Origin of the sequence: Ruegeria sp. HKCCSP351, from assembly GCF_017872535.1 — a bacterium.
Classification (GTDB): domain Bacteria; phylum Pseudomonadota; class Alphaproteobacteria; order Rhodobacterales; family Rhodobacteraceae; genus Ruegeria.
This window is the reverse complement of record NZ_JAEDOV010000006.1, coordinates 227,945-245,946: the sequence shown is the minus strand read 5'-3', so window position 1 is coordinate 245,946 and position 18,002 is coordinate 227,945. Positions and strand designations below refer to the sequence as shown.

The 18,002-nt window shown below is 57.9% G+C and carries 19 protein-coding genes; 13 read left to right on the top strand and 6 right to left on the bottom strand.

Going from position 1 to position 18,002, the window contains the following annotated elements; translation table 11 throughout:
• The first annotated feature begins 3 nt into the window (after window positions 1–3).
• A complete protein-coding gene (locus tag I9182_RS14290; RefSeq protein WP_209506659.1) occupies window positions 4–447 on the top strand; it encodes a molybdenum cofactor biosynthesis protein MoaE in 444 nt (147 codons plus the stop codon).
• Window positions 448–502: 55 nt separating this feature from the next.
• Here the strand turns inward: I9182_RS14290 and I9182_RS14285 are convergent, their stop codons facing one another.
• From I9182_RS14285 to ubiA, 3 genes are all read right to left on the bottom strand, one after another.
• Window positions 503–823 (bottom strand): hypothetical protein, encoded by a 321-nt coding sequence (locus tag I9182_RS14285; RefSeq protein WP_209506658.1) that lies wholly within the window; start codon window positions 821–823, stop codon window positions 503–505.
• A 1-nt stretch (window position 824) separates the two neighbouring features.
• On the bottom strand, window positions 825–2,744 hold the full coding sequence (locus tag I9182_RS14280) for an OmpA family protein (RefSeq protein ID WP_209598712.1): 1,920 nt from the start codon (window positions 2,742–2,744) through the stop codon (window positions 825–827).
• Between the two features lie 64 nt (window positions 2,745–2,808).
• Window positions 2,809–3,771 carry a 4-hydroxybenzoate octaprenyltransferase gene (ubiA, locus tag I9182_RS14275; protein WP_209598711.1) on the bottom strand — a complete coding sequence of 321 codons (963 nt, stop codon included), beginning with the start codon at window positions 3,769–3,771 and terminating at the stop codon, window positions 2,809–2,811.
• Window positions 3,772–3,782: 11 nt separating this feature from the next.
• On the opposite strand from ubiA, the gene I9182_RS14270 reads away from it, so the two are divergent.
• The 8 genes from I9182_RS14270 (at window position 3,783) to pheT (ending at window position 12,223) form a co-directional block, all read left to right on the top strand.
• Window positions 3,783–4,508, top strand: coding sequence for a 16S rRNA (uracil(1498)-N(3))-methyltransferase (locus tag I9182_RS14270; protein ID WP_209598710.1), 726 nt, complete (start codon window positions 3,783–3,785; stop codon window positions 4,506–4,508).
• Window positions 4,509–4,576: 68 nt separating this feature from the next.
• Window positions 4,577–5,350 carry a GNAT family N-acetyltransferase gene (locus I9182_RS14265; RefSeq protein WP_209598709.1) on the top strand — a complete coding sequence of 258 codons (774 nt, stop codon included), beginning with the start codon at window positions 4,577–4,579 and terminating at the stop codon, window positions 5,348–5,350.
• On the top strand, window positions 5,347–5,874 hold the full coding sequence (locus I9182_RS14260) for a hypothetical protein (RefSeq protein WP_209598708.1): 528 nt from the start codon (window positions 5,347–5,349) through the stop codon (window positions 5,872–5,874). Before I9182_RS14265 ends, I9182_RS14260 begins: the two co-directional genes overlap by 4 nt.
• Window positions 5,875–5,940: 66 nt before the next feature.
• Window positions 5,941–7,311, top strand: a complete 1,371-nt coding sequence (locus I9182_RS14255; RefSeq protein WP_209598707.1) for a glutamate--cysteine ligase — start codon at window positions 5,941–5,943, stop codon at window positions 7,309–7,311.
• Window positions 7,312–7,382: 71 nt separating this feature from the next.
• Entirely contained in the window at window positions 7,383–8,456 is a 1,074-nt protein-coding gene (gene pheS, locus I9182_RS14250; RefSeq protein WP_209598706.1) for a phenylalanine--tRNA ligase subunit alpha, read from the top strand.
• An 8-nt stretch (window positions 8,457–8,464) separates the two neighbouring features.
• A complete protein-coding gene (locus tag I9182_RS14245) occupies window positions 8,465–8,776 on the top strand; it encodes a hypothetical protein (protein WP_209598705.1) in 312 nt (103 codons plus the stop codon).
• A gap of 198 nt (window positions 8,777–8,974) precedes the next feature.
• Window positions 8,975–9,748, top strand: coding sequence for a polyhydroxybutyrate depolymerase (locus I9182_RS14240; RefSeq protein WP_245222647.1), 774 nt, complete (start codon window positions 8,975–8,977; stop codon window positions 9,746–9,748).
• 78 nt (window positions 9,749–9,826) lie between these two features.
• Window positions 9,827–12,223 carry a phenylalanine--tRNA ligase subunit beta gene (pheT, locus tag I9182_RS14235; RefSeq protein WP_209598703.1) on the top strand — a complete coding sequence of 799 codons (2,397 nt, stop codon included), beginning with the start codon at window positions 9,827–9,829 and terminating at the stop codon, window positions 12,221–12,223.
• Between the two features lie 42 nt (window positions 12,224–12,265).
• On the opposite strand, the gene I9182_RS14230 is transcribed toward pheT, so the two are convergent.
• The gene (locus I9182_RS14230; protein WP_209598702.1) at window positions 12,266–13,150 is read right to left on the bottom strand and encodes a LysR family transcriptional regulator; all 885 of its coding nucleotides are present in this window, start codon (window positions 13,148–13,150) and stop codon (window positions 12,266–12,268) included.
• 86 nt (window positions 13,151–13,236) lie between these two features.
• On the opposite strand from I9182_RS14230, the gene I9182_RS14225 reads away from it, so the two are divergent.
• Both I9182_RS14225 and I9182_RS14220 read left to right on the top strand, forming a co-directional pair.
• Window positions 13,237–13,869, top strand: coding sequence for a class I SAM-dependent methyltransferase (locus I9182_RS14225; RefSeq protein WP_209598701.1), 633 nt, complete (start codon window positions 13,237–13,239; stop codon window positions 13,867–13,869).
• A gap of 74 nt (window positions 13,870–13,943) precedes the next feature.
• A complete protein-coding gene (locus tag I9182_RS14220) occupies window positions 13,944–14,393 on the top strand; it encodes a YtoQ family protein (RefSeq protein ID WP_209598700.1) in 450 nt (149 codons plus the stop codon).
• 47 nt (window positions 14,394–14,440) lie between these two features.
• Here I9182_RS14220 and I9182_RS14215 read toward each other — a convergent pair whose 3' ends face one another.
• Window positions 14,441–15,139, bottom strand: coding sequence for a glutathione S-transferase N-terminal domain-containing protein (locus tag I9182_RS14215; protein WP_209598699.1), 699 nt, complete (start codon window positions 15,137–15,139; stop codon window positions 14,441–14,443).
• 142 nt (window positions 15,140–15,281) lie between these two features.
• On the opposite strand from I9182_RS14215, the gene mscL reads away from it, so the two are divergent.
• Together mscL and I9182_RS14205 are read left to right on the top strand one after the other, a co-directional pair.
• A complete protein-coding gene (gene mscL, locus I9182_RS14210; protein WP_209598698.1) occupies window positions 15,282–15,710 on the top strand; it encodes a large conductance mechanosensitive channel protein MscL in 429 nt (142 codons plus the stop codon).
• 91 nt (window positions 15,711–15,801) lie between these two features.
• Window positions 15,802–16,629 (top strand): mechanosensitive ion channel domain-containing protein, encoded by an 828-nt coding sequence (locus I9182_RS14205; protein ID WP_245222646.1) that lies wholly within the window; start codon window positions 15,802–15,804, stop codon window positions 16,627–16,629.
• Between the two features lie 161 nt (window positions 16,630–16,790).
• Here I9182_RS14205 and ald read toward each other — a convergent pair whose 3' ends face one another.
• Window positions 16,791–17,909, bottom strand: a complete 1,119-nt coding sequence (gene ald / locus I9182_RS14200; protein WP_209506642.1) for an alanine dehydrogenase — start codon at window positions 17,907–17,909, stop codon at window positions 16,791–16,793.
• Window positions 17,910–18,002 lie beyond the last annotated feature (93 nt).

Below are 18,002 nucleotides of genomic sequence, written 5' to 3'. Positions count from 1 at the left end.
GCGATGCGGATCGCCGTTCAGCAGGAAGCATTCGATCTTGGGGCCGAGGCCAACGCATTTGCTTCTGGGGATGATGCCAACGGAGCCATTGTCACCTTCACTGGCGTTGTGCGCGACCTGGCAAGCGGTGATCTGGATGTGATGGAGATTGAACACTATCCGGGTATGACGGAACGGGCCCTGACCAAGATTGCCCAGGAAGCCAAGGAACGGTGGTCATTGGGTGACGTTCTGGTGATTCACCGCCATGGCCAGCTGGCGCCGGGGGACAGGATCATGATGGTGGCGACAGCCGCGCCGCATCGTAAAGATGCTTTTGAGGCAGCGGAATACTTGATGGATTATCTGAAGTCCCGCGCACCCTTCTGGAAGAAGGAAATCACCAGATCCGGTGCGGAATGGGTTGCTGCCAAAGATGAAGACGAAGACGCGCTGACCCGGTGGTAGTGACTTAGCGCCAGCATATACTTGCAAACTTGAGCGCCCGTGCATGGCCGTGCGTTCAATCCGCGTTGTTGATCCGCCCGCGCATTTCTTCGGCCTCCTGACGCGCGGCCCGAAGGCCATCCATCGCGGCTGCCAGCTCGGCTTCTGTCTGGGTCAGCTGGTTCGTCAATTCGGCCTCACGTTGCTGCAAATAGGTGATGGCCTGATCGCGGGTTTCCTCGGCCTCGTGCAACTCCTGACTCATCCGGTCCAGATCAGCGACGTCGCTTTGCCGTACGCGGGACAGGCGATGCGCCAGCCAATTGGCAAACCAGCCCATGCAGAAGGCTGCGAACAGGATAATGGCAGTGACAATGACGAATTCTGTTCTGTTCAACTTACTGGTCCCCTGCGTCCGCATCAGGTGCGGTCGTGTCGGTTTGGTCCTCTGCGGACGTCGCAGCCTCGACCTCGAGTGCTTCAAGGCCTGTTTCGGTACTCGCAACAGGCTCAGGGCGGATCAGACGGAACTCGATCCGGCGGTTTTCTTCCCGGCCCTCTTCGGTGTCGTTGTCAGCGATGGGTTGCGTTTCCCCATATCCCACAGCGGTGTAGCTGCTGGTCGGAATACGCCGCCCGCGCAATTCGTTCAGGATGGATTGTGCCCGCGCCTGGCTGAGTTGTTGGTTCATCTCTTCGCGGCCCTGACTGTCTGTGTGGCCCTGAATCTCCATTCGGATCGGACCGCAGTCGCGCAGGATATCCGCAATCTGGTTCACCACATCGCGCGAGTCTGATGCAATCGTGGCCGATCCGGGCTCAAAGGCGATCTTGCTGGTGGCCTGAATTTCGGCGATCCGGGCTTCGCAGACTTCCGGGTCGGGCAGGGCGTCCTCGGGTTCCGGTGGGGGCTGATAGGTGATGGTCAGGGTGTATTCCTGCCCCTCGCCCAACTTGTCGGACAATTGACCTGCGATACGGGCCTTGGCGTCTTCTTCGTGGCTGAGGCCGATCAGCTCGACCGTATCGGGTGTGACGGTCAATACGCCGTTGTGGAGCTGACCCAAAGCCTCCAGACCGGCCAGAACACGTACCGGCCAATCCGCTGGAAGATCCGAAACGATGCGGGTGGCGGTATATACCTGATCGGACCCAAAGGCCGCGCGCGCGTAGCTGTCGACCATGTCGCGCAGAGTTTCATCACCCAGCCGTCCGCGCAATTGCACCAGCCCTTCAGGGCTGCGGGTGGCCGAAAACTCGACCGGGCCATTTGCGTTCGTTGTTTCAGGCTCGGGCAAAACTGCGTGCAATGCGAAGACCGCAGGCAGCTCGGTTTCAAGCTCGCCCACAACCCGGTCGAACACCACGGGATCGGTTCCTTCGGCAGCAATCAGGGTAATGTCCGCGTCTGACATGGTGACCGATCCTTGACCGATCCTGAACAGTGCCAGAATGCTTTTCTCGGCTGCTTCTGGCCAGCGTGGCGATGGTTCGCCCAAGGCGACGGTGCAGGAATAAGGCCCCGCCAACCCGGCGTTTTTCGCGGCGGCCACGATACGGTCACGTGCCTTCTCATCCTGGGCGGAACAGGCGTCAAAATGCCCACCTTCTTCGTCGATCAGGTAACGCAAAGTAAAAGGCGTGACGACGGGGCGAGGTGCTGAAATCGCCAGCCCAACCCGTAGGCTGGGCGGTGCCGTACGCGTCAGGTCGCGTTCCAGTTTTTGTTTTTCTTGCTGACTGTTGGCAATTGCCGTGATCCTGACCAGATCCGGGCTGGCGGAAATTTTGGCGCGGGGCAGGTGGGTCAGGGCTTCCAACGCGAAAGAAATTGCGGCATCCCACCCTTTGGGCTTTGGGTAATCTGCTGTTTCCATCAGGTCCGAAACGGCAACAGTTCTGTCCAGATTGCCAAGCCGTTGGATCAGCTTGTCCCTGTTCTCACTGGCCGGGATCAGGCCAATCACCGATATTCCACTGTCATTGCGCAGGATTTCTACCGAAAAGCGCGGTGCTGCGAGGGCGGAAGTTGCGATAACTTCCATTTCGTCGATTACGCGGGATGTATCAACTTCGGTTCCCGCGGCGGTCAGTGCGTTAAAGCGGGTCGCCTCATCCGGCGCTGTGCCGGTCAGGACCACCCGCAAACCATCGGCTTCGACCTCGGCCCAATCATGTCCTTTCAGGTCCAGCGAGCGCCGTACAGCAAGTTCCGATGATTCTTCGATCTCGGTAACGGCATAGCTGGCTGCCAGAAGCGACAGGCCGGCTGATACAAGAAAGATCAGGGAAACAGCGATAAAATACGGCAGACGCATGTTTGGGTTTGGCACTCCTCAGGCGTTTGCGCCGATCTTTACAGGCCCCGTTCAGCGGGTGCAATCAGAGCAGCAAGGCGACGCAGAGGAAGATCAGCGGAATAAAGCCGGTATCGCGGTTGGCCCGAAACAGCAGCAGCAGCTTGGCGTTGTCTTCGGTATCAAGCCCGCGCAATTGCCACATCATGTGCCAGCCCATGGCCCAGGGACCGCACAGCGCGATCCCCAACGCCAGAATCGATGCATCAGGCACCCCGGCATCAATAATGGCCAGCCCCATCAGCGATACTGTTGCGACCAAAAAATACTTCAGCCATTTCGCCGTGTCGGTGCCGAACAGGCGCGCGGTGGATTTGATGCCGACCAGTTCATCATCCTCGGTATCCTGATGTGCATAGATCGTGTCATAGAACAGGGTCCACGCGATGCCGGACAGGTACAGCGTGACAGCAGGCCAGCCGAGCGACCCGCTATGCGCCGTCCAGGCTAGCAATGCGCCCCAGTTGAAGGCCAGACCCAGAAAAACCTGAGGCCACCAGGTAAACCGCTTGGCAAACGGATAAACGGTCACCGGCAGCAAAGATAACACCCCCATGGCAATGGCCGCCTGATTGAAGCTGAGAAGAATGCCAAGCGCCAGAAGGCTTTGCAGGATCATCCAGGCCGCAGCTTGCCGGACACTGACCTGCCCCGACGGTATCGGGCGTGATCGTGTGCGTTCAACCTGTGCGTCGAATTCCCGGTCTGTAATGTCATTCCACGTGCAACCGGCACCTCGCATCAAAAAGGCTCCGAATGCGCAGCCTAAGGCAATCCACAGATCTTCCCAACGGGGTTGGCCGTCATGCAGGATGGCCAGCGCCAGCCCCCACCAACACGGAAGCAGCAACAGCCATGTGCCGATGGGCCGGTCCGCGCGGCTGAGGCGCAGATACGGTCGGGCAAAGGCTGGGGCATGGGTGTCGACCCAATTGCCGGTGACGGCATCGGCGACTTGACCATCTGGTGTTGGGGCATTGCCTTGCATATGTAGGTCTCATGAGTGCGAAAATCAGACTGTATGTAGAGCAGCCCTTGGGTCAGGGGCAATCGGTTCCTTTGACGCGCGATCAGGCGCACTATCTGTTTGGCGTCATGCGACTGCCGGTTGGCGGAGCAGTGGCGCTGTTTAACGGCAAAGATGGAGAGTGGCTGGCCGAGGTGGCCGAGTCCGGAAAACGCGGCGGGGCTCTGACCTGTGTCAGGCAGACCAAACCTTTGCAGCTGCCCCCCGATTTGTGGTTCCTGTTTGCGCCGATCAAAAAGGCGCGCACCGACTTCATTGTAGAAAAAGCCGCTGAAATGGGCGCGGCTCGAATCCTGCCAGTTCAGACCGAATTCACAAACGCAGACCGTATCCGGCAAGACCGGCTTCAGGCTCATGCAATCGAAGCCGCTGAACAATGCGGTGGAACCTACGTGCCCGAGGTGGCAGACCTTCAGCGGCTGGACCGTGTGCTGAATACCTGGCCTGAAGGTCGGCAGTTGATGTTCTGCAACGAGGCCGAGGTCGGCTCGGCCCTGCGGCTGGCAACGAATGAAAAAGGGCGCCCCTGGGCGATTCTCATCGGCCCGGAGGGCGGGTTTTCCAACGCTGAGCGTGCGCGGCTGTCGGCTTTACCCTATGCGCATGTGGTCAGTCTTGGCCCGCGTATTCTGAGGGCGGATACAGCGGCGGTGGCCGCGTTGACCATGTGGCAGCAGGCATTGGGGGATTGGTCGTGATTCGCGAGGCGGTTCAATCGGATGCCCCGGCGCTAGAGAGGTTTCTGTCCCGCTACCCTGACAGTTCAATGTTTTTGCGCAGCAATTTGGCGGCCCACGGGGTGGGGTTGAATGCGAATGAATATTCCAGCCGCTACTTCATCTGGGGTGAGGATCAGGTTCAGGGTGTCTTTGGGCTCAGCAAGAAGGGCTATCTGATGGTTCAATTGCCCAACGACGAAACCGAAGCTGCCGAGTGTTTCGCGCGGATGATCGAAGGCGAAACCGTTTTGGGTATGACGGGGGATGCACCTCAGGTCGAGCTGACGTTGGGCGCTTTGGGATTGGGGCAGGCGAAGTACCGGTTGAATCACGATGAACCGCTTTATCGACGTGACCTGCACGGTCTGACTGAGGCACCTGTTCCATATCGCGATTTGCGCGCCGAGGATCGGTCAAGACTGCACACTTGGTTCGCGGATTACATCGAAGATACTGGACAGGCCGCAGGCGAAGAGGCGCGTGAGCTGGCCTCAGAGCGCGTCGAGGCGGAATTGACCGCAGGTAGGGCGATTGTCCTGATGGAAGGCGACGCGCCGGTTGCCATGGCGTCTGTAAATGCCAGGGTTCACGACCAAGTTCAGGTCGGTGGTGTTTTTGTTCCACGTAAAAACAGAAATCGTGGCCTGGGTCGACGGGTCACGACCGCATTGATGCAGAAAGCAAAATCCGAGGGCGCGGCGGCCGCGATCCTGTTTGCGAACAACACACCTGCGGCCCGTGCCTATGAGGCGATTGGGTTCCAACAGGTGGGCTGGTACAAGGTCGCTTTGCTGCAGGAACCGCAAAGGGTGCTCTCATGAGTTTCATCCGACCCGAGGCAAAACTGGCGCTTTGGCGTTGGCGCGAGGTTCTGGTTGCGGCTTTTGTCCTGATCCTTGGTCTGAGCTGGATCAGCGGGCCGGGTGGGTTGCTGGCTTGGGTAGGCTGGTTTCTGATTGTCGTGTCAGCGGCTTTGGCCGTGATCGGCATACAGCGTGCGCGCTTCAGAACAGGTGTGGGCGGGCAAGGTGTCGTGACGATTGATGAAGGTCAGATCACTTATCTGGGCCCCTTGGATGGCGGCATCGTCGCGTCCCGCGAAATTGAGCGTTTGGCCCTTGACCCGACCTCCGACCCCGCACATTGGGTTCTGGATCAGCCGGGCCAGCCAACGCTTCACATTCCTGTGAATGCAGAAGGAGCCGAGGCGTTGTTCGACGTGTTCTCAAACCTGCCTGGCCTCAAAACCGAGCAAATGCTGTCGGAACTCAACGGCAAATCGCGGCATCCGGTCGTTATCTGGGAACGCACACCGTCGCGTCCGGCGCATTTGCCGTTGCATTGACACTGACGCCATTTGCGACCACGACTTGACCTTCAAAACAGACACAGCAGGATCGGAGCACGGTTCATGTCCATCCCTCAGTCCGGCGGCGGTCCGATCGAACGCCATGAACAACTGGCCGAATATCTGGAATCGGGTTGCAAACCCAAGCAAGATTGGCGCATCGGCACCGAGCACGAGAAATTCGGCTATTGCAAGGACACGCTGAAACCTCTGCCTTTTGAAGGAAAGCGATCCATTGTCGCCGTGTTGGAGGGGTTGCGGGATCGCCACGGCTGGGAAGAGGTCCGTGAATCCGGTCATCTGATCGGTCTGGAAAAGGACGGCGCAAATGTCAGCCTTGAACCGGGTGGCGCGCTGGAGCTGTCGGGTGCTCCGCTGGAGACGATCCATGAAACCTGCGATGAGGTGAATACTCACCTGCGCGAGGTGAAGGATATCGCCGATGAGATCGGTGTGGGATTCATCGGTCTGGGCGCGGCGCCGATCTGGACCCATGACCAGATGCCGCTGATGCCCAAGGGGCGGTATCGGCTGATGAACGATTATATGGAAAAAGTCGGCACCATGGGCCGCGCCATGATGCGGCGGACGTGTACCGTTCAGGTCAATATCGACTTCGGGTCCGAGGCGGACATGGTACAGAAACTGCGCGTGGCGCTGGCGTTGCAGCCGGTGGCGACGGCGCTGTTTGCCAATTCTCCGTTCTTCGAAGGTAAAGTGAACGGTCAGAAAAGCTGGCGCAGCCATATCTGGCGACATCTGGACGATGCGCGCACGGGCATGTTGCCCTTTGTGTTCGAGGATGGCTTTGGATTCGAACGCTATGTCCAATACGCGCTCGATGTGCCGATGTATTTCGTCTACCGCGACGGGCAGTACATCAATGCGCTGGGCATGTCGTTCCGAGATTTCCTCAAGGGTGAGTTGCCTGCATTGCCGAGGGAAACGCCGACCCTGTCGGATTGGGCCGATCACCTGACGACGGCCTTCCCCGAGGCGCGGATCAAGAAGTTCATGGAGATGCGTGGCGCGGATGGTGGCCCTTGGCGACGGCTTTGCGCCTTGCCGGCCTTCTGGGTTGGGCTGACTTATGACCAAACCGCGCTGGATGCAGCGTGGGATCTGGTCAAAGGTTGGGATGCCGAAACGCGCGAGGGGCTGCGTGTTGCGGCGGCCAAAGACGGGCTTCAGGCGCAGGTTGGCAATGTCAACATGCATGATCTGGCGCGTGAAGTTGTGGCGATCTCTGAGGCGGGCTTGAAAGCCCGCGCGCGCCCCGGTGCCGGTGGGCTGGTCCCGGATGAGACGCATTTCCTGAACGCGCTGAAGGAAAGCATCGACACCGGCAAGGTTCCGGCAGATGAGTTGCTGGAACACTACAATGGCGACTGGAATGGCGACCTGACCCGGATTTATCCCGAATACAGCTATTGATGCGCACCGTCCCGCTTGCATTCGCGGGGCGGGGCCGATAGCAGGTTCTCGACCAAATTCAGAGGGCCGTCATGGACGATCTTAAGGCAAAATATCTGGGCCAAATCGCCGAAGCAGGCGACGAAAACGCGCTTGAGGCGATCCGCGTCGCGGCTGTTGGCAAAAAAGGTGAGGTCGCGCTGAAGATGCGTGAGCTGGGCAAGATGACGCCCGAAGAACGTCAGGTCGCAGGCCCGGCGCTGAATGCCCTGAAGGATGAGATCAACTCGGCGCTGTCCGCCAAGAAAGCCGCGCTGGCCGATGCTGTACTGGATGAGCGCCTGCGCACCGAATGGCTGGACGTCACCCTGCCGACCCGCCCGCGCCGTCAGGGATCAATTCACCCGATCAGCCAGGCGACCGAGGAACTGACCGCGATCTTTGCTGAACTGGGCTTCTCGGTGGCCGAAGGGCCGCGTGTTGAAGACGATTGGTACAATTTCGACGCGCTGAACATCCCCGGTCACCACCCCGCACGGGCCGAGATGGACACGTTCTATATGCACCGCGCCGAGGGTGATAACCGTCCGCCGCACGTGCTGCGCACTCATACCTCGCCGGTGCAGATCCGCTCGATGGAGAAACAGGGCGCGCCGATCCGCGTGATCTGTCCGGGTGGCGTCTACCGCGCCGATTACGACCAGACCCACACGCCGATGTTCCATCAGGTCGAGGGGCTGGCCATCGACAAGGATATCTCGATGGCGAACCTGAAATGGGTTCTGGAAGAGTTCGTGAAAGCGTTCTTCGAGGTCGACGATGTCGAACTCCGCTTCCGCGCCTCGCACTTCCCCTTCACCGAGCCGTCGGCCGAGGTTGATATCCGCTGTTCGTGGGATAACGGTCAGCTGAAGATCGGTGAGGGCGACGACTGGATGGAGATTCTGGGTTCCGGCATGGTCCACCCCAAGGTGATCGCCGCTGGTGGGATTGATCCCGAGATTTATCAGGGCTTTGCCTTTGGCATCGGCATCGACCGACTGGCGATGCTGAAATACGGCATTCCTGATCTGCGGGCGTTCTTTGATTCCGACCTGCGCTGGCTGCGCCACTATGGGTTTGCAGCGCTGGATATGCCGAACCTGCATGGTGGTTTGTCGCGGTAGAGAGCACATTGGACGACTGGCTGACCGCATATAAGGATTGGTGGAAGCAAAAGGCTTCTGGGCATCCACTGCTTTGGTGTTTGTGTTTGTTCCTCGCGATGTTTGTGACGCCAACGTTTGTGCTGTGGGTTTGGAAAAGCCAGCCGGTTGCAGTTCTGATTGCTTTTGTTGCATCGGCACTTCTGTTCTTGCCCGGAATTCTAATTGCTGGTTTCGAGCTTTTGCGGCCTGCAGTGTTTCAGATGCGCGATAGAATTCAGAGAGAAAAAACTCAGGACCTCATTAACAAACGCAATTGCGGGTTTTGGAAGTGGTGGTGAGCAGTTGGTTTGGCTGCTAAGCGCGGCTTGGTGTTTTGACCTGATGTAGGGCGGGCTTCAGCCCGCCATGTGCGATGGGTGGGTGCCGGGCTGAAGCCCGGCCTACGTTCGGACCACACCGATATGTTAAGTGACAGGGCGGAATGCCCCGTTAGGGTCGGGTGCATGATCTGTCGATTGTTCTGCCTTCTTCTGCTTATGACCGCGCCTGCCTTTGCCATGGGTCCCTGGAAAACCGAATGCCACGGCGATATTGCCTGTGATCTCGGTGACCGCTCGTATCACGTTCTAGAACCTGATGGCTGGGATGGTGAAACACCTCTGCCCGTGCTGCTGCATTTCCATGGTTGGGCGCGGCAGGGGACCATGGTGGTGAACCACGAACGGATTGCCGGGGCCACGAAACGTCGGGGTGTGCTGCTGGTGGCCCCGAACGGTTTGGGCAAAAGCTGGGATTTCTGGTCCGCACGCTCGGATGATGTGCCTTTTGCCGACTGGGTGCTTGAGGATGTCGCCAGGCGCTATCCGATTGACCCTGACCGCATCTATGTCTCGGGCTATTCCTTCGGCGGTGCGATGGCGTGGCGCTATGTGTGCCAGTCGGGCAATGACGTCGCTGCTTTGCTGGCCGTTGCGGGCAGCATTCGCCAGACAGAAAACTGCCCCGAAGCCCCGCGTGAGGCGCGCCATGTACACGGGCTCAGCGATACGGTGATGGATTTTCCTTATGGCGCGAATGGCGACACGACCCATCCGGTCTCGCTTTGGCGTGAAAAGTACAATTGCAACGGAGCGACCCCGCGGGGTGATTGGAGTGTGGAACCGTTCCTGACGCTTAGCCGAGTGGAATGGACCGATTGCACGCAGGGGCAGGTGACGCTGGACACGCATCCCGGCGGGCATTTCATCCCGCATGGCTGGATTGGGCGGCAGTTGGATGAGCTTTTGGGCCGCACCCCCAGCTATCCGTGACGCGCAGCGCTTGCACCCCGGCGCATTCTTTGCCATTGCCTGTGCCGACTGGATGTTTGCCAAAAAAGGCCCCGTGCAATGAAATTCACTCTGTCCTGGCTGAAAGACCACCTCGACACTGATGCTTCGGTTGATGAAATCGCCGAGGTGCTGACCGATCTCGGGCTTGAGGTCGAAGAGATCGTGAACCCGGCCGAACGGCTGGCAGGTTTTACTCTGGGCTATGTGAAACACGCCGAGAAACACCCTGACGCGGACAAGCTGCGCGTTTGCAAGGTCGATACAGACGAGGGCGAGCTACAGATCATCTGCGGTGCGCCAAATGCGCGTGAAGGGATCACCGTCGTGGTCTGCAAACCGGGCATGTACATCCCTGGCCTGGACCTGACCATCAGTGTCGGCAAGATCCGTGGCGTCGAAAGCTTTGGCATGATGGCGTCCGAGCGTGAGCTGGAGCTGTCGGATGAACATGATGGCATCATCGAACTGCCTTCGGGCGAAGTGGGTGATACATTCGTGGACTGGCTTGCAGAAAACGACCCGTCCAAAGTCGACCCGATGATCGAAATCGCGATCACTCCGAACCGCCCGGATGCGTTGGGGGTTGAAGGGATTGCGCGCGATCTGGCCGCGCGTGGAATTGGCACGTTGAAGCAGCGTGATTATACGCCTGTTCCGGGTGATTTCGATTGCCCGATCAAGGTGACGATCGACGAGGACACGCTGGACGGAGCGCCGCATTTCACCGGCCGTTTGATCCGTGGCGTGAAGAATGGCCCCAGCCCGCAATGGCTGCAGGATCAGTTGAAGGCCATAGGTCTGCGTCCGATCTCGGCGCTGGTGGATATCACCAATTACATGACCTACGATCACAACCGCCCGTTGCACGTGTTCGACGCCGACAAGGTGCAGGGCAACCTGCGGGTGCACCGCGCCAAAGGCGGCGAGACGCTGGTCGCACTGGATGAAAAAGAATACACGCTGCAACCCGGAATGATGGTGATTTCGGATGACAAGGGCCCGGAATCGATTGCGGGCATCATGGGCGGTGAGGAAACCGGATGTACCGAGGAAACGGTAAACGTTTTCCTCGAAAGCGCGTTCTGGGATCATGTGCAAATTGCGCTCACAGGCCGTGCGCTCAAGATCAATTCCGACGCGCGCTATCGGTTCGAGCGCGGTGTCGACCCGGAGTACACCCGCGAGGGGCTGGAACACGCGACCCAGATGATTCTGGACATCTGCGGCGGAGAAGCCTCCAACGTGGTTGAGGCTGGCAAAGCGCCGAACCATGCGCGCGCATACAAGCTGAATGCGGAAAGGGTGCAGTCTCTGGTTGGGATGGATATTCCCGAAAGCGAACAGCGACAGACCCTGACCCGTCTGGGCTTTCGTCTGGAAGGCGAGATGGCCCATGTCCCGAGCTGGCGCCCGGATATCCTGGGCGAGGCCGATCTGGTGGAAGAGGTCGCGCGGATTGCTTCCTTGACAAAGCTGCAAGGCAGGCCGCTGCCGCGCGTGACCGAGGGGATACCGAAACCGGTGATGACCCCGGCGCAACGCCGTCAGTCCATGGCGCGCCGTACCTGCGCGGCGCTGGGTTATAACGAATGCGTCAGTTATACGTTCATTGATCAGGCTTCGGCGGCTTTGTTCGGTGGCGGCGATACTACGACCATGCTGGAAAACCCGATCTCGTCCGAGATGAGCCATATGCGCCCCGATCTGTTGCCCGGCCTGTTGCAGGCTGCGGCCCGCAATCAGGCGCGTGGTTTCGCGGATGTCGCCCTGTTCGAGGTCGGTCCGGTCTTTCACAATGGCGAGCCGGGTGATCAGAAAACCCAGATCACCGGTCTGCTGGTAGGACGTTCGGGCCCCAAGGATGTGCACGGTGCTGCGCGCCCAGTGGACGTTTTCGACGCCAAGGCAGATGTAGAGGCCGTTCTGGCCGCCATTGGCGCACCCGAAAAGGTTCAGATTCTGCGCGATGGCGATCCATGGTGGCATCCGGGCCGTCATGGCAAAATCTGTCTGGGCCCGAAAAAAGTACTGGGTGTCTTCGGAGAGCTGCACCCACGCATTTTGCAGGCCATGGACATAAAAGGTCCGGCAATGGCATTCACCATCTGGCCGGACGAAGTGCCTTTGCCCCGCAAATCTGGTGCCACACGTGCTGCGCTGGAACTGCGCGATTTGCAGGCGGTCGAGCGTGATTTTGCCTTTGTCGTCGATGCCGATGTCGAAGCGCTGACGCTGGTAAACGCAGCCGCAGGCGCTGACAAGGCACTGATTGAGGGCGTGCGTGTCTTTGACGAATTCATCGGCGGCAGCCTTGGCGAAGGCAAAAAGTCCCTTGCCATTACAGTGCGCCTGCAACCGACCGAGGCGACTCTGAAGGAAAAAGACATCGAAGCTGTGGCCGAGAAGATCATTGCCAAGGTTGCCAAGGCGACGGGCGGGGTGCTTCGCGGTTAGAGTTCACAGGCTCAAATAGAAAGCGCGCCTTCGGGCGCGTTTTTATTTGGACAGGAACTTGGTCAGTAAGTCATAGACCAGCCGGATGCGGCGGCTGGTGTGTAACTCGCGATGCGTGGTCAACCAGATCGGAAATGTGATGGCCTCCATCCCGGGGCACACACGCTCCATACCTGGTGTCGCATCACCGACGGTCTGCGACATGGGCGCGATGCCAAAGCCTTGCTTGGCGTATTCCCAAGCCACTATTCCGTTCTGAGACCCAAGCCGGAAATTCTCGTTGGTAAGGTGAATGCCAAGCGGTTTCAGATAGGCGATCATCTGATTGTCGTCGCCGAAGCTGATGAACTCATGTCGTGAAAGGTCCTGCTTTGACTTCGGGCGTCCCGCACGGTTGAGATACTCTGTGGTTGCATAGAAATGCCCCGACGCCTCCTGTACCAGCTTCGCGATTAGGTCGGGTTGATCAGGACGGACATGGCGGATCGCGATATCTGCCTCGCGCCGCATAAGATCCTGAATATCGTTTGAGGCAATCACGTCAATCCGCAGGCGCGGGGCTTGCGTCCGGATTTCGCGCAGCAGGTCGGGCAAGACATAGGCCGACATCACGTCACTGGCAGTGATGCGAACCCGGCCTTCAATGGATTGTGCCTGTCCGGATGCCGTCAGCGCGATGCGGTTGGCGGCGTCCCCCATTTTGCGAGTATGATCCAGCAGCTCCAATCCAGCCTGAGTGATCTCAAGAGTTCTGCCAACCCGTTCAAACAGCATCACACCCAAGTCCTGTTCAAGCGCTGCTATCTGGCGACTAAGCGTAGGCTGGGTTTGCCGTAGCTGCCGTGCCGCTGCGGAAAATGACCCGGTTTCAGCCGTCGCCAGAAAGGCCCGGATGTGGTTCCAATCAAAATTGCCAAAATCGTTCATACAAAAATGTATAGTAAACCTGCAAATTTCAGCAATTTATATTCGGTCTGCGCATGAATAAATTCTCTCCGAAAGGAGACTCCTCTATGACCACCACTGCGAAATTTTGGGATGGAGTGGCCGAGAAATATGCCCGCTCGCCCATCAAAGACATGGCTTCGTACGAGCATACGCTGGAGCGGACAGCGTCTTACCTGAAGAAAACCGATGATGTTCTGGAACTTGGTTGCGGCACGGGTATGACTGCTCTGAAGCTGTCCGGATATGTAGGATCTATCACTGCAACCGACGTGTCCCCCGGTATGTTGGCCGTTGGACGTCGAAACGCCGCTTCGCAAAGCATCGAAAACGTCACCTTTGCCGAGGCTGATGCAAATCGACCGCCTGAGGGTTCATTTGATGCGGCGCTGGCATTCAACCTTTTGCATCTGGTCGAAGATCTGGATCTGACATTGAGCCGAGTACACTCGGTCCTTAGACCCGGAGGACTGTTTATTTCGAAAACCTTTTGCCGGCCGTCCAGCGGGGCGAGCCTGAAGTATTACGCTGTTCGTCTCGCGCTGCCGATCATGCAGTTCTTTGGTAAGGCTCCGTTTGTGCGATTCCTGCCTGAGGCGGATCTTGATGCGGCCCTTGAACGCGCCGGGTTCAGCATCATCGAGAGCGACAGTTTCCCCTTACGTGACGCCCGCCGATTCCTAGTGGCTCGTAAAATGTAAGGTTTTTCCGGAATCCGCGTTGGGCTTTGGGTGTGGGACCCTTAAATTGGACGGGAACAACAGCGGAGTTTGCCATGGGCCTGAACGTATATCTTTCCGGAGAAATCCACACCGACTGGCGTGAACAGATCATCGATGGGGCGCAAGGGTTGGACGTGACCTTCAACGGCCCTGTGACCGATCACGCGGCCAGTGATGATTGTGGTGTGGCCATTCTGGGGGGCGAGCCGAACAAGTATTGGCACGACCACAAGGGTGCGATGGTAAATGCGATCCGGACCCGCAAGGGGATTGCGGATGCGGATGTTGTCGTCGTCAGGTTTGGTGACAAGTACAAACAGTGGAACGCCGCCTTTGACGCGGGTTATGCTGCAGCACTGGGCAAGTCTATCATCGTTCTGCACGGCCCGGATCATCAGCACGCGCTGAAAGAAGTTGATGCCGCCGCACTGGCCGTTGCGGAAGAACCTGCTCAGGTGGTCGAAATTCTGCGTTACGTGCTGACAGGTGCTCTGCCCGGCTGATCGATGAAAGGGGCGCCGGTTTGGCGCTCCAATTCATTTAACTGTTATCAGTTTCGTGCCGGTATGGCTTTGCCGCGCTGAACCGCTGGGCGTTGGAAGAAGCGATCGACATAAGCGACGACATTGGAATAGCCGTTCCAATCAACCACATCCTTCGCGCCATAGAAATCCAGCGCATTCAGCCACGGAGCAAGCGCGATATCCGCGATGGAATATTCGCCCGCGATCCAGTCCTGTCCTTCCAGTTGCGTGTTCACTACGTTCAGCAGGCGCTTGGCTTCGTTGATGTAACGCTCGCGCGGGCGCGGATCTTCTATCGCGCTGCCAGCGAACTTGTAGAAAAACCCGAGCTGGCCAAACATTGGCCCGATGCCGCCCATCTGAAACATCAGCCATTGGGTGATCCGGTGTTTTTCTGCTGCGCTTTGACCCAGGAACTTACCTGTTTTTTCGGCCAGATACAGAAGGATGGCACCGCTTTCGAACAGGGCCAGCGGCACACCATCCGGGCCGTCGGGGTCGATTATTGCCGGGATCTTGTTGTTCGGGTTCAGCGAAAGGAACTCGGAGCTTTTGACATCAGCATCTGCCAGTGTCACCAGATGCGCCTCATAGGGCAGGCCGGTTTCCTCAAGCATGATCGAGGCTTTAACGCCGTTTGGCGTTGGATAGGAGTAGAGTTGAAGGATGCTGGGATCCTTTGCAGGCCATCTGTCGGTTACGAAAAAAGGCGCAAGTTGAGACATGAAACCCCCTGAGTAATGCCGTTTGGGGAAAAATAGGGTGGCTTTCCCCTAAAAAACATACCCTTCTTCATGCGTTTAACGCACAATTCCTATGCGCTCATGCGTGAACAGAGGCGTGGTCTAAAAAAACTAGAGGGATGCTATGCTGGAAGAATTCAAGACTTTCATTGCCAAGGGCAATGTCATGGACATGGCGGTCGGTATCATTATCGGTGCCGCATTTACTGCAATTGTTACCTCATTGGTGGGCGATCTGATCAATCCGCTTATTGGATTGTTCACAGGGGGTATCGACTTTACGAACAACTACGCCGTTCTGGCAGGTGACGTGGCAGAAGGTGCCAGCCTTGAAGCGGCACGTGAAGCAGGCGCATCCGTCTTTGCCTATGGTGCTTTCATAATGGCTATTATCAACTTCCTGATCATCGCCTGGGTCGTCTTCATGCTGGTAAAAATGGTGAACAAGGTCAAAGACGCTGCCGAAGCAGAGGAAGAAGCGGCTGAAGAGGCGCCCGCAGGTCCCAGCGAACTGGACATCCTGATGGAAATCCGGGACGCTTTGAAGAAATAGACCAGTAGTTCTGTTATGATATCGGGCTCCGCACCAATCGCGGAGCTTGTTTTATTGGAATTGACGAACAGAAAACACGAGGAAATTTGAAATGGAACAAACCGCCGACTTGGCTGAGCAGGCGATTGGTATGGCCAATCAATACTTGCCCATTGCCTTGAATGCAGCGAAGGCTCTGATCGTTCTTGTTCTGGGTTGGATCGCCGCCCGAACGATCGCGGGTGTTGTACGCCGCCGGATCAACAAAACACCGCAGATCGACCCGACTCTTGGGAATTTTGCCGCCAGCGTGATCAAGTGGGCGATTTTGGCAATTGTTCTGGTCGCCGTTCTGGGGATCTTCGGGATAGAAGCCACAAGTATCGTCGCCATTCTGGGTGCTGCCTCTCTGGCTGTCGGGTTGGCACTGCAGGGTACGCTGAGTGATCTTGCGGCCGGTGTAATGTTGGTGGTTTTCCGGCCCTACAAGCTGGGACAGTATGTGGATATCGGTGGCACGGCAGGAACCGTTATGGACCTGAGCCTGTTCACGACCGAGCTTGTGACCCCCGACAACGTGCAGATCATTGTTCCAAACGGTCAGGCATGGGGGTCGATCATCACCAATTATTCAGCCCATGACACACGACGTGTCGATCTGGTGTTTGGAATTGATTATGCGGACAGCGCAGATACCGCCATGCAGATCATTCTGGATGTGGCCAAGGCCGACCAGCGCATTCACAGCGACCCTGAACCCTGGGTTCGGGTCACGAATCTGGGTGACAGCTCGGTCGATCTGACTGCGCGGCTATGGTGTGCCGCAGCCGATTACTGGGACGTCAAGTTCGAGCTTACGAAGGCGGTTAAAGAGGCGTTTGACGCCAAAGGTGTTTCGATTCCGTATCCGCATTCGGTCGAAATTCAAAAACAGGGGTGACAGCTGGCGCTCATTGTTTGGGCGAGCATTCATCCCTTCCGCGTATTGAAAAGGGCACCGCGCAGAAACGCGGTGCCCTTATTTGTGAAAGCCGTCGGTTCGATACCGACCGCGCCATCTTGAAAATTGCCATCAACAGGCAACTTCAGGAGTGGAGTTACTTACGATTTGACCACCACATTTGGCGAAACAACGTCGATGCCAAGGGCCTTGCCAACGGCATAGTATGTCAGTTTGCCAGCATGAACGTTCAGGCCTTCCATCAGGTGCGGATCGTCCTGACATGCCTGTTTCCATCCTTTGTCGGCCAACGACAACATGAACGGCATTGTGGCATTGCCCAGTGCGATGGTCGAAGTGCGCGCGACAGCGCCCGGCATGTTGGCAACGCAGTAATGCATGATGCCATCGACATCGTAGATCGGATCGGCATGGGTGGTGGCTTTTGACGTCTCAAAGCAACCGCCTTGGTCGATGGCGACATCCACCAGTACTGCGCCGGGTTTCATCGTCGACAGCTGAGCACGCGACACCAGTTTCGGTGCGGCTGCGCCGGGGATCAGAACAGCACCGATGACCATATCGGCGTCCTGGATCAGTTCTGCGGTCGCACCTGCTGTCGAATACTGGTTCTTGAAAGTTCCGCCAAAGACATCGTCCAAGTAGCGCAGACGCGGCAGCGACCGATCCAGAACGGTGACATCAGCCCCCATTCCGGCGGCAATCTTGGCCGCGTGTGTCCCGACGACACCGCCGCCAATCACAACCACTTTGGCAGGGCCGACGCCGGGAACGCCACCCATCAGAACCCCACGGCCGCCATTGGCCTTCTGCAGGGTCCAGGATCCGACTTGAGGGGCCAGACGACCCGCGACCTCGGACATAGGTGCCAGCAGCGGCAGACCGCCGTTGGCATCCGTTACGGTCTCATACGCGATTGCGGTACAGCCCGACTCCAGCAGGTCATGCGTCTGATCCGGGTCCGGAGCCAGGTGCAGATAGGTGAACAGCAACTGTCCTTCACGCAGCATCTTGCGTTCAACCGCCTGCGGTTCCTTGACCTTGACGATCATGTCAGCGGTGGCAAACACCTCTTCCGCGGTGTCAATAATTTGCGCACCAGCGGCGACATAGGCGTCGTTGTCGAAACCTGCGCCGATGCCTGCACCGGATTCGATCAGGACTTGGTGTCCGCGTGCGACCGCTTCCTGAGCGGCATTGGGCGTCATCCCGACGCGAAATTCCTGAGGTTTGATTTCCTTGGGGCAACCGATTTTCATTGGGCTCTCCGTTCACAAGCTGCTTAAATTATGTGCATTTTGCCGTGCAATTTCTGTGAAAGAAAACGTGCCAACGGACTTTTCTTTGGAAGA

What these genes read in the sequence shown, in the direction of transcription:
- ubiA (WP_209598711.1), bottom strand. Translation starts at nt 3,771, where the DNA reads ATGCAAGGCAATGCCCCAACACCAGATGGTCAAGTCGCCGATGCCGTC.
- I9182_RS14260 (WP_209598708.1), top strand. Translation starts at nt 5,347, where the DNA reads ATGAGTTTCATCCGACCCGAGGCAAAACTGGCGCTTTGGCGTTGGCGC.
- I9182_RS14205 (WP_245222646.1), top strand. Translation starts at nt 15,802, where the DNA reads ATGGAACAAACCGCCGACTTGGCTGAGCAGGCGATTGGTATGGCCAAT.
- I9182_RS14230 (WP_209598702.1), bottom strand. Translation starts at nt 13,150, where the DNA reads ATGAACGATTTTGGCAATTTTGATTGGAACCACATCCGGGCCTTTCTG.
- I9182_RS14270 (WP_209598710.1), top strand. Translation starts at nt 3,783, where the DNA reads ATGAGTGCGAAAATCAGACTGTATGTAGAGCAGCCCTTGGGTCAGGGG.
- pheS (WP_209598706.1), top strand. Translation starts at nt 7,383, where the DNA reads ATGGACGATCTTAAGGCAAAATATCTGGGCCAAATCGCCGAAGCAGGC.
- I9182_RS14255 (WP_209598707.1), top strand. Translation starts at nt 5,941, where the DNA reads ATGTCCATCCCTCAGTCCGGCGGCGGTCCGATCGAACGCCATGAACAA.
- I9182_RS14290 (WP_209506659.1), top strand. Translation starts at nt 4, where the DNA reads ATGCGGATCGCCGTTCAGCAGGAAGCATTCGATCTTGGGGCCGAGGCC.
- I9182_RS14225 (WP_209598701.1), top strand. Translation starts at nt 13,237, where the DNA reads ATGACCACCACTGCGAAATTTTGGGATGGAGTGGCCGAGAAATATGCC.
- mscL (WP_209598698.1), top strand. Translation starts at nt 15,282, where the DNA reads ATGCTGGAAGAATTCAAGACTTTCATTGCCAAGGGCAATGTCATGGAC.
- I9182_RS14215 (WP_209598699.1), bottom strand. Translation starts at nt 15,139, where the DNA reads ATGTCTCAACTTGCGCCTTTTTTCGTAACCGACAGATGGCCTGCAAAG.
- I9182_RS14220 (WP_209598700.1), top strand. Translation starts at nt 13,944, where the DNA reads ATGGGCCTGAACGTATATCTTTCCGGAGAAATCCACACCGACTGGCGT.
- pheT (WP_209598703.1), top strand. Translation starts at nt 9,827, where the DNA reads ATGAAATTCACTCTGTCCTGGCTGAAAGACCACCTCGACACTGATGCT.
- I9182_RS14240 (WP_245222647.1), top strand. Translation starts at nt 8,975, where the DNA reads ATGACCGCGCCTGCCTTTGCCATGGGTCCCTGGAAAACCGAATGCCAC.
- I9182_RS14280 (WP_209598712.1), bottom strand. Translation starts at nt 2,744, where the DNA reads ATGCGTCTGCCGTATTTTATCGCTGTTTCCCTGATCTTTCTTGTATCA.
- I9182_RS14265 (WP_209598709.1), top strand. Translation starts at nt 4,577, where the DNA reads ATGTTTTTGCGCAGCAATTTGGCGGCCCACGGGGTGGGGTTGAATGCG.
- ald (WP_209506642.1), bottom strand. Translation starts at nt 17,909, where the DNA reads ATGAAAATCGGTTGCCCCAAGGAAATCAAACCTCAGGAATTTCGCGTC.